Annotated in this window: 15 protein-coding genes and 1 rRNA gene; 13 read left to right on the forward strand and 3 right to left on the reverse strand. The window is 42.6% G+C overall.

What is annotated here, in order from left to right; genetic code table 11:
* Positions 1 to 25: 25 nt before the first annotated feature.
* The 8 genes from ACR65F_RS07380 to nikC all read left to right on the forward strand — a co-directional run bounded on the left by ACR65F_RS07380 (position 26) and on the right by nikC (position 8,556).
* Positions 26 to 241: a gamma-type small acid-soluble spore protein gene (locus tag ACR65F_RS07380; RefSeq protein WP_440503859.1), complete on the forward strand. Its 216-nt coding sequence runs from the start codon at positions 26 to 28 to the stop codon at positions 239 to 241.
* A gap of 159 nt (positions 242 to 400) precedes the next feature.
* Positions 401 to 946 carry a nucleoside tri-diphosphate phosphatase gene (ntdP, locus tag ACR65F_RS07385; protein ID WP_039042815.1) on the forward strand — a complete coding sequence of 182 codons (546 nt, stop codon included), beginning with the start codon at positions 401 to 403 and terminating at the stop codon, positions 944 to 946.
* 52 nt (positions 947 to 998) lie between these two features.
* On the forward strand, positions 999 to 2,744 hold the full coding sequence (locus tag ACR65F_RS07390) for an ABC transporter ATP-binding protein (protein WP_039042816.1): 1,746 nt from the start codon (positions 999 to 1,001) through the stop codon (positions 2,742 to 2,744).
* A gap of 144 nt (positions 2,745 to 2,888) precedes the next feature.
* Positions 2,889 to 3,911, forward strand: a complete 1,023-nt coding sequence (locus tag ACR65F_RS07395) for an ABC transporter ATP-binding protein (RefSeq protein ID WP_440503861.1) — start codon at positions 2,889 to 2,891, stop codon at positions 3,909 to 3,911.
* Positions 3,883 to 4,908: an ABC transporter ATP-binding protein gene (locus tag ACR65F_RS07400; protein WP_039042818.1), complete on the forward strand. Its 1,026-nt coding sequence runs from the start codon at positions 3,883 to 3,885 to the stop codon at positions 4,906 to 4,908. The genes ACR65F_RS07395 and ACR65F_RS07400 overlap by 29 nt, the downstream gene beginning before the upstream one ends.
* On the forward strand, positions 4,905 to 6,521 hold the full coding sequence (locus ACR65F_RS07405) for an ABC transporter substrate-binding protein (protein ID WP_440503862.1): 1,617 nt from the start codon (positions 4,905 to 4,907) through the stop codon (positions 6,519 to 6,521). Before ACR65F_RS07400 ends, ACR65F_RS07405 begins: the two co-directional genes overlap by 4 nt.
* Positions 6,522 to 6,637: 116 nt before the next feature.
* Positions 6,638 to 7,642, forward strand: a complete 1,005-nt coding sequence (locus ACR65F_RS07410; protein WP_039042820.1) for an ABC transporter permease — start codon at positions 6,638 to 6,640, stop codon at positions 7,640 to 7,642.
* Positions 7,643 to 7,659: 17 nt separating this feature from the next.
* The gene (gene nikC / locus ACR65F_RS07415) at positions 7,660 to 8,556 is read left to right on the forward strand and encodes a nickel transporter permease (RefSeq protein ID WP_039042821.1); all 897 of its coding nucleotides are present in this window, start codon (positions 7,660 to 7,662) and stop codon (positions 8,554 to 8,556) included.
* 32 nt (positions 8,557 to 8,588) lie between these two features.
* On the opposite strand, the gene ACR65F_RS07420 is transcribed toward nikC, so the two are convergent.
* Positions 8,589 to 9,674, reverse strand: coding sequence for an FUSC family protein (locus tag ACR65F_RS07420; protein ID WP_039042822.1), 1,086 nt, complete (start codon positions 9,672 to 9,674; stop codon positions 8,589 to 8,591).
* Positions 9,675 to 9,749: 75 nt separating this feature from the next.
* A complete protein-coding gene (locus ACR65F_RS07425; RefSeq protein WP_039042823.1) occupies positions 9,750 to 11,039 on the reverse strand; it encodes a glutamate-1-semialdehyde 2,1-aminomutase in 1,290 nt (429 codons plus the stop codon).
* A 127-nt stretch (positions 11,040 to 11,166) separates the two neighbouring features.
* Here ACR65F_RS07425 and bcp point away from each other — a divergent pair, with 127 nt between their 5' ends.
* The 3 genes from bcp (at position 11,167) to perR (ending at position 13,157) form a co-directional block, all read left to right on the forward strand.
* Complete coding sequence (gene bcp, locus ACR65F_RS07430) at positions 11,167 to 11,661, forward strand: thioredoxin-dependent thiol peroxidase (protein ID WP_440503863.1); 495 nt, start codon at positions 11,167 to 11,169, stop codon at positions 11,659 to 11,661.
* Positions 11,658 to 12,602, forward strand: a complete 945-nt coding sequence (locus ACR65F_RS07435) for a D-2-hydroxyacid dehydrogenase (RefSeq protein WP_440503864.1) — start codon at positions 11,658 to 11,660, stop codon at positions 12,600 to 12,602. The genes bcp and ACR65F_RS07435 overlap by 4 nt, the downstream gene beginning before the upstream one ends.
* Before the next feature lie 111 nt (positions 12,603 to 12,713).
* Positions 12,714 to 13,157: a peroxide-responsive transcriptional repressor PerR gene (perR, locus tag ACR65F_RS07440; RefSeq protein ID WP_025782768.1), complete on the forward strand. Its 444-nt coding sequence runs from the start codon at positions 12,714 to 12,716 to the stop codon at positions 13,155 to 13,157.
* Between the two features lie 47 nt (positions 13,158 to 13,204).
* Here the strand turns inward: perR and ACR65F_RS07445 are convergent, their stop codons facing one another.
* The gene (locus ACR65F_RS07445; RefSeq protein ID WP_039042826.1) at positions 13,205 to 13,561 is read right to left on the reverse strand and encodes a YgzB family protein; all 357 of its coding nucleotides are present in this window, start codon (positions 13,559 to 13,561) and stop codon (positions 13,205 to 13,207) included.
* Between the two features lie 127 nt (positions 13,562 to 13,688).
* Between ACR65F_RS07445 and ACR65F_RS07450 the strand changes: the two genes are divergently transcribed.
* Positions 13,689 to 14,555 (forward strand): nucleotidyltransferase-like protein, encoded by an 867-nt coding sequence (locus ACR65F_RS07450; protein WP_039042827.1) that lies wholly within the window; start codon positions 13,689 to 13,691, stop codon positions 14,553 to 14,555.
* 510 nt (positions 14,556 to 15,065) lie between these two features.
* Positions 15,066 to 15,142: ribosomal RNA gene (locus ACR65F_RS07455) — 16S ribosomal RNA — on the forward strand; the annotation flags it as partial.

The raw sequence follows: 15,142 nt of genomic DNA on the forward strand, positions 1-15,142 counted from the left end.
CTAGTTGTTACGGAGGTGAATATCCATGACAACAAACAACCAGCGGAATCAGAAAAACAAACAGCAACAGCAACAAAACCAACAAAACCAACAAAACCAACAAAACAATCCGCTCATGAACGAAGAGTTTGGAGCCGAAACAGATGTACAGCACGTGAAACAACAAAACCAAAAAGCTGAAGCGAAAAAACGTCAAGCTTCAGGGCAACGTGCAAATAGTTACGGAGACCAGACAAAATAATTGGATGGACACCACCGGCCGGCGGGAGCAATAAACTCCTTGCCGGTTTTTCTTATGACCAACAGGGTTAAACATTTTCTATTTTCAGGAACGGTTGGTATAATGTTGTGATAAGAATGGAGCGGTATACTTCCCGGTCACGAAAAGGTGGTTTTAAAGATGGATATTCCAAAAGAAGGGGAAACAGTACAAGTACATAGTTATAAACATGATGGCCATATCCACAGAGTTTGGCAAGAAACTATGGTCCTGAAAGGGACGCGAAACATTATCATCGGTGCGAACGATCGAACGCTTGTAACAGAATCCGATGGTAGAACGTGGATCACGCGTGAACCCTCGATTTGTTATTTCCATGCAGAACGCTGGTTCAACATCATTTGTATGCTTCGGGAAGACGGTGTGTACTATTATGTAAACATCAGCTCGCCATTTGTCTTTGACAATAATTCCATTAAATATATCGATTACGATTTGGATGTCAAAGTTTTTCCTGATATGAGCTATCTCATTTTGGATGAAGATGAGTACGCAGATCATAAAAAACAAATGGGGTATCCGGAAGTGATTGATAAAATTTTAAGGCGGAATCTTGAAACACTTCTAAGTTGGATCAAACAACGTAAAGGTCCTTTTGCTCCGGATTTCATAGATGTCTGGACTTCTCGTTATGATTTTTACAAAAATATGAAAAGTGAAGTGTGAATAAGCCGAGCTGCGATATCTGCAGCAGGCTTTTTTAGATAGGAGATGTACAATGGGAGAAAGTACTAAGCGTTATTTGAAATTCGTAAAACCATACACCTGGCAGATTGTATTAACTGTTATCATCGGAATCATCAAGTTTGCAATTCCACTATTTATCCCTTTTCTCATTAAAATTGTAATCGATGACGTCATTGGTTCACAAACGATGACAGCAGATGAAAAAACTACACAACTTTTCTATTGGCTTGGCGGAACGGCGCTTGTGTTTTTCATTATACGACCACCCGTTGAATATTACCGCCAATATTACGCACAGTTAGTGAGTAACAAAATCCTGTATGATATCCGTCAAAATCTGTATGGACATTTGCAAAAATTAAGCATGCGTTTTTATGCGGAAACGCGTGCAGGTGAAGTGATCTCTAGGATTATCAATGACGTTGAACAAACGAAAAACTTCGTCATGATTGGGTTAATGAACGTTTGGTTGGACTTGGCGACAATTCTGATTGCTATTGCGATTATGCTCACGATGGACGTGCCATTAACACTCGTAACGTTACTTGCATTCCCATTTTATGCGTTCAGCGTGAAACACTTCTTCGGTAAACTGCGCAAGCTTACGGGCGAACGTTCGCAGGCACTTGCTAACGTCCAAAGTTATTTGCATGAACGGGTCGCAGGGGTAAGTGTCATTAAAAGTTTTTCACTGGAGGAAATTGAACAGGATCGTTTTGATGAGACAAATGGGAAGTTTCTCGACAAAGCAATTGAACATACAAAATGGAATGCGAAGGCATTTGCCGTCGTTAACACCATTACAGACGTCGCCCCGTTGTTGGTCATTACATATGCGGGATATCAAGTTATCAATGGTTCACTGTCTGTCGGAACGATGGTTGCATTTATTGCATACATTGAACGTCTATACAGTCCATTACGCAGACTCGTCAACGCGTCAACTTCTTTGACACAGTCGTTTGCGTCAATGGACCGTGTATTTGAATTGATGGAAGAACCTTATGAAGTGACGGATAAAAAAGATGCACGAGCATTGCCAGCAATTCAAGGTGAAATTAGTTTCGATCATGTGGAATTCGCCTACGAGAAAGAAGGATTTCCCGTCCTGAAAGATATGAATTTCACTGTAAAACCAGGAGAAACTGTTGCACTCGTTGGTATGAGCGGTGGCGGAAAGTCTACCATTGTCAGTCTGATTCCACGTTTTTATGATGTAACCGGTGGTGCAATCCGAATTGACGGACATGACATACGGGATATCCAAACGAAAACGTTGCGGGACCAAATCGGTATGGTGTTACAAGATAGCATCCTGTTCAGTGACTCCGTACGCAGCAATATCCTGATGGGTAAACCGGATGCGTCTGAAGAAGAGATCGTGTCCGCTGCAAAAGCTGCAAATGCACACGACTTCATTATGGAGTTGCCAGATGGGTACGATACGAAAGTGGGCGAACGGGGCGTTAAACTCTCAGGGGGGCAAAAACAGCGTCTTTCGATTGCGCGTGTGTTTTTGAAAAACCCACCAATGCTCATATTGGATGAAGCCACTTCAGCGCTGGACCTGGAAAGTGAAGCTTTAATTCAAGAATCGTTGAGTCGACTTGCTCACGACCGGACGACCGTGATTGTTGCGCATAGATTATCTACGATTACGCATGCAGACAAGATTTTAGTCATTGACCATGGCGAGTTAAAAGAACTAGGTACTCATGCCCAGCTCATCGAACAGCAAGGAATCTACTATGATTTGTTTCAAGTTCAAACAATATAAACACAAGCAGACAATTAGAGGGTAACTCTTAATTGTCTGCTTTTTTTGATTGTATTGAAAATTGTCTTGATTTACATATTAAAAAACGTATAATACTGAATAGAAGTTATTTTTAGAAAAATAGTATTGGGAGAGGGCGGTACCATGAGCGAACGAAAAAAGGTCTTAGAAGTTAAAGACTTGCAGACCACTTTTTTTACTGACTCAGGAGCAATCCCGGCAGTCGACCACGTCGATTTCTTTGTGAGAGAAGGGGAAGTGCTCGGGATAGTGGGGGAATCAGGTTGTGGGAAAAGCGTGACCTCGCTATCAGTGATGGGTCTAGTGCCAAAACCCCCGGGGAAAATTACGGGTGGCGAAATACTATTTCAGGGTAATGACTTGCTGAAGAAAAGCGAGAGAGAAATGCGATACATACGCGGGAATGACATCGCGATGATTTTCCAAGAACCGATGACTTCGTTGAATCCTCTTTTCACAATTGGAAACCAGATGTCTGAAGCGATTTTGATTCACGAAAAGAAATGGTCCAAAAAGCGTGCTCGTGCCCGAGCGGTTGAAATGTTGAAGCTAGTCGGTTTGCCTCGTGCTGATGAACTGATTGACGAATATCCTCATCAGTTATCAGGTGGAATGCGACAGCGAGTAATGATCGCAATGGCACTCGTTTGTGATCCGAAGGTCCTCATTGCAGATGAGCCGACTACCGCGCTGGACGTAACGATTCAAGCTCAGATCTTGAAGTTGATGAAAGAACTGAACACCCGACTCGACACAGCGATTATGCTGATCACTCATGACTTAGGCGTCGTAGCTGAAACATGCGAACGAGTCATTGTCATGTATGCGGGTCAGGTAATTGAAGAGGCTTCAGTCAAAAAGATATTCCAAGATCCTCAACATCCTTACACAAAAGGACTTATTCAATCGGTACCGGATATGCGTTATAAAAAAGATCGACTCTACTCGATTCCAGGTAACGTACCAAAGCCGGGTACCATTAAAAAAGGCTGTAAGTTCGCGGCTCGATGTGAATTTGCATTTGACCGGTGTTTAGCAGAAGATCCTGCACTGATTCAAACAGAAACGGGTCATCAGACGAGATGCTTCTTATATAGTGAGGAAGGAGTGACGCAAGATGGACCAAAAGCCTTTGTTGAAAGTTGAAGGTCTTAAAAAGTATTTCCCTATTAAGAAGGGGCTGTTAGGAAGAACGGTAGGACATGTAAAAGCAGTAGATGACATATCGTTCTATGTAAATAAAGGCGAAACGCTTGGGATAGTTGGGGAAAGTGGTTGTGGAAAATCGACAACAGGCCGGGTTCTCATGAGACTATTAGAACCGACTGAAGGAACCGTTGAGTTCGATGGGAAAGAATTGACTTCTTTGTCATCGTCTGAAATGAGAAAGATGCGACGGGATATTCAAATGGTGTTCCAAGATCCTTATGCTTCACTGAATCCACGGCATACGATTGGAAAGATTCTTGAAGAACCACTTCTCGTACATGGCATTTCAGATGCGAAAGAACGGAAAAAATCAGTTATTAAGTTCTTAGAAATTGTCGGTTTAAGTGCTTTTCATGCAAAGCGTTATCCTCACCAATTTAGTGGTGGTCAGAGACAACGGATTGGGATTGCGCGTGCACTGATGACCAATCCTAAACTGATTATTGCGGATGAACCTGTATCTGCGCTTGATGTGTCGATTCAAGCTCAGGTGTTGAATTTAATGCAAGATCTTCAAAAAGAGTTTGACTTGACCTACATTTTCATCGCCCACGATCTTGGTGTAGTCCGTCACATTAGCGATCGAGTCGGGGTGATGTATTTAGGGAAGATGGTGGAACTTGCTCCAAGTGAACAGCTGTATGCAACACCACTTCATCCATATACAAAAGCGTTACTTTCAGCCGTACCTGTCCCAGATCCCGACTATGTGAAAGAGCAAGTGATGATCGATGGTGACATTCCGAGCCCAGCAAACCCGCCATCAGGATGTACGTTCCATACACGCTGTCCATTTAAAATGGATATTTGTACGAAAGTCTCACCCCAATTGATGGAACATGAGAATGGTCAATCTGTCGCTTGTCACCTCTATAGTGAACAAGCCGGCAATGACATAGAAATGAAAGAAAAAGAGATGGAGGGGTCCTTATGAGAAAAGGGAAATTATGGTCACTTGCGCTTGTCATGCTTCTCGTTCTTTCAACGGCACTTGCTGCTTGTGGAAGTGACGACAAAGATCAGGGCGCAGAAAAAGATGGTGAGAAGGCTAGCGGGAAGGAAAAGACGTTAGTATTCGGACGCGGAGGGGATTCAACTTCTCTCGATCCGTCACGTGTTACTGAAGGAGAAACATTTAAAGTCACTGTCAATCTATTCGAAACACTTGTGAACTTCGGTGAGTCAGATACGACGATTCAACCGGGCCTTGCAAAAGAGTGGAGCACATCTGAAGACGGATTGACGTATACATTCAAGTTAGAAGAAGGCGTTAAGTTCCACGATGGAACAGACTTTAACGCAGATGCAGTTGTAGCGAACTTCGCACGTTGGGCATCAGGAGACGCTGAAAAGTTTCCATACTATAGTTCAATGTTCGGTGGGTTTGACGGAGACGAAGCTGCTGTGATCGAATCTGTTACGGCTGAAGACGAAAACACAGTCGCTATCACACTTAAGCGTCCACAAGCACCATTCTTGAAAAACATAGCAATGAGCATGTTTGCGATTTCAAGTCCTGAAGCATTTGCAAAAGGGGACGACGAATACGAGCGTAATCCAGTAGGAACAGGTCCATTCAAGTTTGTAGAATGGAAAGCGAACGATTCAATTACGATTGAAAAGAACGCGGATTACTGGCAAGAAGGACTTCCTAAGCTTGATAAAGTCGTATTCCGTTCAATTCCGGATAACGCAGCACGTTTGAACGCATTGACAGCAGGTGAAATCGATTTGGCTGATGGCATCAACCCTGCGGATGGTGCGAAAATCGAAGGAGATTCTAAACTTCAGTTGTTCGAGCGTCCTTCTATGAACGTTGGCTACCTAGGGTTAACAGTAACACGCCCTCCGTTCGACAAGAAGGAAGTACGTCAGGCGATGAACTATGCAATCGATAAGCAAACAATCATTGATTCGTTCTTTGAAGGTCGTGCAGAAATTGCGAAAAACCCAATGCCTTCATCGATCTCTGGGTACAATGACGAAATTGAAGAATATGCATATGATCCTGAAAAGGCAAAAGAATTATTGAAAGCAGCCGGACTTGAAGATGGATTTGAAATGGAACTATGGGCAATGCCGGTTCCACGTCCATATATGCCTGATGGCACGAAGGTTGCAGAAGTAATCCAGAGCAACTTGGCGGATGTAGGCATCAAAGCAAAAATCGTTTCTTATGAGTGGGCAACATATCTAGACAAAGCAAGTAAAGGTGAAGCGGATGCCTTCATGCTTGGATGGACAGGAGATAACGGCGACGCTGATAACTTCCTATACGTTCTATTGGATGAAGACAATATCGCAAGCAACAACTACACGTATTACAAAAATGATGAAACTCACAAATTGTTCCTTGAAGCTCAAACTGAAGTTGATGAAGATAAGCGTAATGAGCTTTACATGAAAGCACAAGAAATCCTTCATGAAGAAGCTCCATGGGTACCACTTGCTCACTCGACTCCACTACTTGGTGGAGCAGCGGATCTCACTGGATTTGTACCACATCCAACAGGATCTGACTTGCTTTCAAATGTAGATTTTAAGTAATCCTGTGTTCCACATGAATGTGTGAAGGGGGAAGGCGCTAAGCCATATCCCCCTTTCATGTTTTAAAAAGGACTGTTCTGCGCTAAAGGAAAAAAGAGCGATGAGAGGTGAACCGAATGCTCAGTTACATAGGAAAAAGACTATTTCAACTTATCCCCGTGCTGTTAGGAATGACGTTTGTTGTCTTTATGATGATCCGTGCGATTCCTGGAAATCCAGCTCAAGTCATATTAGGTCAACAAGCAACACCTGAGGCGGTTGCTGCACTCAATGCGAAATTAGGTCTCGATCAGCCGTGGTACATTCAATTTTTCAGTTATCTAAAAGGTCTATTCACTGGGGACTTAGGAGAATCGATGAGAACAAGACTGCCAGTTGCAGATGAAATCTGGCCGTATCTTGCAGCGACACTTGAACTTGCCTTATTTGCGATGATTATCGCAGTTGTTATTGGCATCAACGCAGGAATCATATCAGCTTGGTTCCAAAATTCGTGGTTCGACTATACGGCAATGATTTTAGCTCTTGTCGGTGTATCGATGCCTATCTTCTGGCTTGGTCTACTCGGACAATGGGCATTTGCCATCGAACTTCAATGGCTACCGACAACGGGACGTGAGCAAGTTCGGGATCCTGTTTCAGCAATAACGAATTTGTATATGATAGACGCCATGTTGAATGGTAGATTCGATCAGGTATGGGAAGTGTTTAAGCATTTAATCCTCCCAGGGCTCGCACTTGCAACGATTCCGATGGCGATCATTGCACGAATGACGCGATCCAGTATGCTCGAAGTAATGCGTTCAGATTATATCCGGACAGCACGTGCGAAGGGGCAGAAGATGTTTTGGGTTGTCTATAAGCACGCTTTGAAAAATGCAATTATTCCAGTTTTGACGATTGTAGGACTACAAATGGGGATGCTTCTTGGTGGCGCTATTCTTACAGAAACGATTTTTGCTTGGCCAGGAATCGGACGCTATATCTATGACGCCATTAATTATAGAGATTACCCCGTCATCCAGTCCGGCATTCTGATCGTCGCATTCTTCTTCGTGATGATCAACCTCATCGTTGACTTACTCTATGGTGTGATCGATCCGAGGATAAAATATGACTGAGGAAGGAGGTTGGTACCATGTCTGAACTGACACCAAAGATAGATGGGATTGCAGAAGCGCAAATTGAGAAAGAGTCCGGACCATGGCGCGATGCCTGGCTTGGCTTTAGAAAGAGTAAAGTGGCAGTGGTGGGAATGGCAGTCGTCTTACTTTTTGTTATTCTTGCCATTTTGGCACCGTGGATCACTCCTCAAGGCATTAACGATCAGAATATGGCGGACCGGCTCCATCCCCCTTCTGCTGAGTATTGGTTTGGGACGGATGATTTCGGACGGGATATCCTTTCAAGAATTATCCATGGCGCTCGCATTTCGTTAGCCGTCGGATTCTTCTCCGTAATCGGTTCCGTAGTGGTGGGGAGTATTCTAGGAATTATTGCGGGATATTATGGACGCTGGGTGGATGTCATCATTTCTCGTATCTTCGACATCATGCTTGCGTTTCCGTCCATCTTGCTCGCCATCGCGATTGTTGCTGTACTCGGACCAAGTTTACAAAATGCACTCATTGCTATCGCGACCATCAACGTACCGAACTTCGGTAGGCTGATCCGTTCGAAAGTGCTCAGTATTAAGGAAGATGAGTACATCACGTCTGCGAAAGCGATTGGGATGAAGGATGCTCGGATTTTGTTTTCACACATTTTACCGAATTCGATGGCACCAGTTATTGTACAAGGAACCCTTGCTATTGCGACAGCAATTCTTGAAGCGGCTGCTCTTGGCTTCCTTGGTTTAGGAGCTCAAGCCCCTCAACCAGAGTGGGGGAAGATGCTAGCGGATTCTAAGGATTACTTACAGTCTGCTCCATGGACGATGATTTTCCCTGGACTTGCCATTATGTTGACGGTTTTAGGATTTAACTTAATGGGAGACGGATTGCGAGATGCACTCGATCCGAAAATGAAAAGCTAAAAACCTAGAGGCTCACGTAGCCTCTAGGTTTTTTAATAGATTTCATCTTCAAATTTAGTATTCGCTTCACTGTCATATCTGCGCTGATACGTAACAACAAGACTATCCAAATGCTCGAGTTGTTCTTCATAGTTAAGAATAGATGAGAGTATGTGAAGTAAGTAGTAAGTGGAGAACTCTTCATCTTCTTCTTTAGTAAGAACAATCTCTTTCACAAAGATTTCCATTACTTCGTGTCTCTGGATATACTCATCATGAAGTCCAGTACTTAACTGATCTGATTTTAACTTACCGACAAATTTCAGGTGCAGTTGCTCATGATACGTAAGGATGGCATCCAAACGTTCTTGCACCATCATCTTAAAGTGGTCAGGTAATACTGCCAGCTCACTTTCGTACAAATGAAGTTTTTTCAGAACTTGTAAACTTGCGTTCGAAGCAACAATCATTTGACGATAAATAACGAGCTTACGTGCTTTTGCATATTGGTTCTTCTTCAAATAGTACCGTTCTTCTTTATACAACGAGTATAGCTGATCGATATTCGTCAGTTGTTCTCTTGAGTTTACAATTACGTTTTTCGTTGCGATAAAGTCAGATGCTTGTCGACCGGTCAGCCGGATCCAACGAATGATTTCGTCTTGAACTTGGTGAATTGATTGGAATAGCTTTACTTCGTACTTTGGCGGCATGAATATGAGATTTACTAAAAATGCTGCTAGGACTCCGATTAGAATCGTTAAAACTCGAAGTGACGCGAGTAAGAGATAGTCATCTCCCTGGATTTCCATGACAGCAACCGTGGTGACGAGTGCAAGGCCAATCGATTTTTCCAGACCTAGTTTAAGCATGACTAATATAACAATCACAGCTGCAAGTCCGATGATGACCAGCTGATGTCCGAAGATTAGAATGAAGACAACCCCGATAGTGGCACCGATCAAGTTACCTTGAATTCGTTCAATAACTTGTAAATATGACCTGTAAATGGTCGGCTGTATCGCGAATATCGCAGCAATCCCTGCAAACACAGGACTGGGCAAGTTGAGCAATTGTGCAACGAACAAGGCGAAGACAATCGCAATACCCGTTTTCAAACTTCGGGCACCAAGTTTCATGAATGTATTCCTCTCTTTAACGGTCTCTTTTGCGCTACTTTACAATAAATTCCGGCGTGGGTCAACAATCCTCTATTAAAGTAATTCAGCAAACGCCATATCTACAGCAATTAATGTATCTTGAATATCTTTTTCTGTATGAGCAGACGTAATGAACCAAGCTTCGTATTTAGAAGGAGCTAAGTTGACGCCATTCTTCAACAAGAGTTTGAAGAATTTGCCGAATCGTTCGCCATCTGTTGCCTCTGCTTGATCGTAATTTACGATTGTCTCTTCTGTAAAGAAAACAGTTAAGGCTCCACATTTACGGTTGATAGTAATCGGAACATGGTGTTTCTTTGCAGATTGGAGAATTCCTTCTTCCAACATTGCCCCAAGGCGATCCAATTCTGTGTAAAGACCTGGAGTTTGAAGAACTTCCAGACATGCGATACCTGACAACATTGACGCCGGATTACCTGCCATAGTTCCTGCCTGATATGCAGGTCCGAGTGGTGCAACGGTATTCATGATTTCTGATTTACCGCCGTAAGCGCCGATTGGCAAACCTCCACCGATAATCTTTCCAAGCGCCATTAAATCTGGCTCTAGTCCAAGCAGCTCAGCTGCTGATCCATAATGGAAACGGAATGCAGTGATGACTTCATCGTATACGATGAGTGCGCCTTTTTCTTTTGCAATCTCGTGGACGAGGGGAAGGAAACCTTCTTGAGGTTCAACGATTCCGAAGTTCCCTACGATTGGTTCCACTAAGATACAAGCGATTTCATCGCCCCATTTATCCATAGCGCTTTTAAAGCTTTCCGGATCATTGAATGGAATTGTGATTACTTCTTCTGCAATCGTTTTAGGTACCCCTGCAGAGTCTGGAGTTCCGAGTGTTGCAGGTCCTGAACCAGCCGCAACTAGGACTAAGTCAGAGTGGCCGTGGTAGCAGCCTGCGAATTTCATGATTTTTGTACGACCTGTATAAGCTCTTGAAACTCGGATAGTTGTCATTACTGCTTCAGTTCCTGAATTGACGAATCGAACTTTATCCAAACCTGGGATTGCTTCTTTGATCATTTTTGCAAATTTCACTTCATGTTTAGTTGGTGTTCCGTAGAGTAGGCCATTTTCAGCTGCTTTTGTGACTGCTGCTGTTATATGTGGATGGGCATGCCCAGTAATGATCGGTCCATAGGCACCTAAGTAGTCAATATACTTATTTCCATCAACGTCCCAGAAATAAGGTCCTTCTGCACGTTCCATAACAGTTGGTGCTCCTCCGCCTACTGCTTTATAGCCTCGAGATGGGCTGTTGACCCCACCAACAATATGTTCGCACGCTTCTGCATAGATTGTTTCTGAATTAGATCGTTCCATTTTTATTCCTCCGTTCAAATCACTTCTTCTCTATTTTACCTAATAATGAGCGAAACACCAAAGGAATTGAAAAAGACGGAGTAGTCCGATACTATAATAGGAAAGAATCTGATAGGGGGAATGAGAAATGTCGACACTTGAAGGTTTGCATGCACCTGATTTTACTTTGCAAAATGAAAACGGTAATCCAGTTACACTTTCCGATTATGCAGGAAAGAAGTATGTGATTCTTTACTTTTATCCTAAAGATGCAACACCGGGTTGTACGTTGGAAGCGCAAACGTTTAAAGAGAGCCATTCCGAGTTTAGTGCACGTGATGCAGTCATTTTAGGCGTGAGTCCTGATGGTAAAGCATCCCATACAAAATTTATCGAAAAACACGGACTTCCATTTTCGCTCTTAGCAGATACGGAGCAGACAGTCTCCGAGCTATATGGAGTTTGGAAATTGAAAAAGTCATTTGGAAAAGAATATATGGGAGTCGAGCGTTCTACATTCCTTATCGATCCAACAGGTACTGTTATTAAAGAATGGCGCAAGGTTAAAGTGGACGGTCATATCGATGCCGTTTATCAAACCTTGTTGCAGGTATCTAATGAAGGGAATGATGATTCGCAATGACGATTGCATTAGTAACATTTCCTATTAAAGAACAGTTTCGTCAAAGCTTGAGCAAGCAGTTCCCGCAAATTCACTTCGACTTTTCAGATTCCATCGATGGTGCCGGTGGCAAGGGAGTTACAATTCTCGTAACATACGGAAGTGATTTGACTGAAGAAGTTCTGAATCAGCTGACGGAATTGAAATGGGTCATGGTGGCGTCCGCTGGTGTTGATAAAATGCCGCTTGAAAAATTAGGGGAGCGGGGAATTCTTCTAACGAATGTGAGTGGTATCCACAAGACACCGATGGCGGAGTCAGTTCTTGCACATATTCTTTCGCTCAATCGGGCACTTCCATTAATCCAAGAACAGCAGAAACAAAAAGTATGGGAAAAGATGAAATCTAGTGAACTGCGTGGATCTAGGGCACTTATTCTTGGCCCGGGAGCAATTGGTGGAGAAATCGGTCGGTTGCTTCAGGCGTTTGGTGTATACACGATTGGCTGTAGCCGATCAGGTAATAGTCATGACGGAATGGACGAGGATATTTCGTTCTCACATATTAATGAACGACTACCCGAAGCTGATTATATCATCTCCGTTTTGCCTAGTACTCAAGAAACAAGATGGATTTTGGACAGTTCACATTTCCAGCAAATGAAAAAAACTTCGGTATTTATGAACTTTGGTCGGGGAGACTTGGTGAAAGAGCAAGTAATCATTAAAGCACTTCAACAAGGTGAAATCGCTCATGCGGTGCTCGATGTATTCGAACAGGAACCGTTACCGGTAGATAGTCCGTTATGGGAGATGGGGAATTGTACCGTGTCACCACACGTTTCCGCGTTATCAGCGAAGTATGTGGAGCGTGCTCTTGAGATTTTTAAAGAGAATCTTCAAATTTGGGTCTCTGAGAATGGAGAATTTAAAAATGTAATTGAGACAGACAGAGGTTATTAAAGCCAGATGAAATGCTTGGTAGCCCAGAATGGTTGACACCAGACATCGAATTCAGTAAACTAATTATAATGATTATAAAGAAGTAATCCTTATGGAATAGAGGTGTTCGTTATGTCTGGTGCGATGCTAAAAGATGCGCTGGTCACGTTAAAGGAAAGTGGTGTTCGGATAACTCCGCAACGACATGCCATTTTAGAATTCCTCATTTCTTCTGAATGCCATCCAACGGCGGATGAAATTTACAAAGCACTCGAGAGTGATTTTCCTAATATGAGTGTTGCGACAGTCTACAATAATCTGCGTGTCTTCAGAAATTCCGGTCTTGTTAAGGAATTGACGTATGGAGACGCTTCAAGCAGATTCGATTTTGTAACGCATGATCATTACCACATCATTTGTGATGAATGTGGAAGTATTGTCGATTTTCATCATCCAGGGCTAGAAGAAGTGGAACGATTGGCTTCCCATGTGACTGGTTTTAAAGTGAACTCTCACCGCTTAGAAGTTTATGGAGTATGTCCTACATGTGAAAAACAAGCTTCTAATGCTAACTAAAAACACTTGCTTCTCTCTTCAATGAAGAGAAGCAAGTGTTTTTTGTTTTAGCTTTTTCGTTTGTTTGGTTTATTATAGAGTTCATCAAAGTCTTTTCCTTCAAGTGTAGGATCCATTGTTAATGGCTCTCTACAGTGGCCACACATGTCTACGCGTCCTAGCATCTTTGTTTCCTTACCGCAATTCGGACAGATAATCTGTATGGCTCGGGTTGAAAGTGTCCCAATCCAAGCATAGACAACAACACTTGCCAGTATAGCTAACACACCAAGAACCATGAAAAGCAACATAATGATTTCGTATTTTCTGAAGAACAGACCGATATACATAACAATCACTCCGATAAAGATGAGTGAAAGAGCAAATGACCGTATGCGATTGATTTTATTTTTATAAGGTTTCATTGCTTTACCTCCTTGTGATTCGCTCCCTTAATATAGCACATATTCTAGTATAGCAACATAGGAGTCTCTTGAAGAAGGATTTGTAGAACGTCTGGCGAACTTATATATCATCTAGGGAGGAATTACTATGGAACAAACACTCAGACCAATCTATCAAGAGAGGGCAAGTTTTCCGGACACACTCGGTGTGCTACTTGTTAGCAAACGATGGGAAGGAGACCCCCTGACTGATACATTTGATGAAATACTGCTAATCATATCCTCATCGAATACCATTCCGATTCAAACAAAGCACTATACAGATGGAGATGAAAAGGCAGCGCTACATATAATAAGTGAAAATCAACTTAAAAAATGGCTACTACTTGGAACGAAACGGAAAGTTGTCGATTGGTTATTTTACGGGAAAGTCTTCTTCGATCGTAATGAGTATATAGAAGACTTGAAAACTGAACTACAAGAACATCCTTTCTTCGGCAGAGATTTAAAGATGGGAATTGAGCTTGCAAAACTGGTTAGACGTTATATGGAAGGAAAGACGTTTTTTGAACAGCTTCATTATATGGATGCCTATCATCATGCTGTGCAATCGCTTCATCATTTAGCGAGATTGTCAGTAATTGAAAAAGGCATTCTTCCAGAAGTAACAGTTTGGTCTCAAGTGAAGAAAATCGATCCTTCTATATACAAGCTATACGAAGAACTTATTATGAGTGACGAGCCTATCGAAAAACGTTTGGAGCTAATGTTCCTGGCGAGTGAGTTCTTTATTCATAATCGAACGGAATATGGAGCGCATCATATACTAGAAGTCATGTCGCAAAAAGAGACGTGGACGATTCAGGAACTTCATGAGCATGACGAACTGAGGATGTACTCAGTGGATCTTGAAATGCTTATCGAATTCTTAATAGAGAAAAACATTATTAAGGTTATGTCTATCGACTCTAAAAACGAGTTTCTTTATCATCGAATGTATAGTGTGCTCGACTAACAGCCGTACACAACGGCTGTTTTTTTATCTCTCAACCCCGTCATTAAGCGGTTTTGAAACTTTTTTTGAAAAAGTGTTGACGTGCGATTGCATTCGATGTTATTATAAATCTTGTCGCCGCGGAGGTAACTAACTAGCTTACAAAATCCGCTGAGATGAACGAAAAAAAGTTTTTCAAAAATAACTTGACTGAGTTTCTCAGATATGTTAAGATAATCAAGTCGCTTCGAGAGAACGACGAAATGAACCTTGAAAACTGAACAGCAAAATGTCAACGAATTATCGTTTGGGAAACCGGTTCTGCCGGTGAACAAACACAAACAGATTTTAATCAATCTGATAGACATCTTAAATGATGCCAGTACGAATTGAGCAATCAATTTCTCTCTGGTTGCTGAGATGTAGTGCGGTGCTAGGAAGCGAAGGCGTGAATGAGGGAGCGTACTTAGGTACGTGACCGAATGAGCAACTGAAGCTGACGACGCAATGTGCTGCATATCAGCTACCAGATTTATGGAGAGTTTGATCCTGGCTCAGGACGAACGCTGGCGGCATGCCTAATACATGCAAGTCGAGCGAATCAATAG

It is taken from the genome of Sporosarcina sp. SAFN-010 (assembly GCF_059415065.1).

Bases quoted from the DNA above. Each gene is read 5' to 3' on its own strand.
- ACR65F_RS07435 (WP_440503864.1), top strand. From the start codon at position 11,658: ATGACGATTGCATTAGTAACATTTCCTATTAAAGAACAGTTTCGTCAA.
- ACR65F_RS07390 (WP_039042816.1), top strand. From the start codon at position 999: ATGGGAGAAAGTACTAAGCGTTATTTGAAATTCGTAAAACCATACACC.
- ACR65F_RS07425 (WP_039042823.1), bottom strand. From the start codon at position 11,039: ATGGAACGATCTAATTCAGAAACAATCTATGCAGAAGCGTGCGAACAT.
- perR (WP_025782768.1), top strand. From the start codon at position 12,714: ATGTCTGGTGCGATGCTAAAAGATGCGCTGGTCACGTTAAAGGAAAGT.
- ACR65F_RS07445 (WP_039042826.1), bottom strand. From the start codon at position 13,561: ATGAAACCTTATAAAAATAAAATCAATCGCATACGGTCATTTGCTCTT.
- ACR65F_RS07380 (WP_440503859.1), top strand. From the start codon at position 26: ATGACAACAAACAACCAGCGGAATCAGAAAAACAAACAGCAACAGCAA.
- ntdP (WP_039042815.1), top strand. From the start codon at position 401: ATGGATATTCCAAAAGAAGGGGAAACAGTACAAGTACATAGTTATAAA.
- nikC (WP_039042821.1), top strand. From the start codon at position 7,660: ATGTCTGAACTGACACCAAAGATAGATGGGATTGCAGAAGCGCAAATT.
- bcp (WP_440503863.1), top strand. From the start codon at position 11,167: ATGTCGACACTTGAAGGTTTGCATGCACCTGATTTTACTTTGCAAAAT.
- ACR65F_RS07400 (WP_039042818.1), top strand. From the start codon at position 3,883: ATGGACCAAAAGCCTTTGTTGAAAGTTGAAGGTCTTAAAAAGTATTTC.
- ACR65F_RS07410 (WP_039042820.1), top strand. From the start codon at position 6,638: ATGCTCAGTTACATAGGAAAAAGACTATTTCAACTTATCCCCGTGCTG.
- ACR65F_RS07405 (WP_440503862.1), top strand. From the start codon at position 4,905: ATGAGAAAAGGGAAATTATGGTCACTTGCGCTTGTCATGCTTCTCGTT.
- ACR65F_RS07420 (WP_039042822.1), bottom strand. From the start codon at position 9,674: ATGAAACTTGGTGCCCGAAGTTTGAAAACGGGTATTGCGATTGTCTTC.
- ACR65F_RS07395 (WP_440503861.1), top strand. From the start codon at position 2,889: ATGAGCGAACGAAAAAAGGTCTTAGAAGTTAAAGACTTGCAGACCACT.
- ACR65F_RS07450 (WP_039042827.1), top strand. From the start codon at position 13,689: ATGGAACAAACACTCAGACCAATCTATCAAGAGAGGGCAAGTTTTCCG.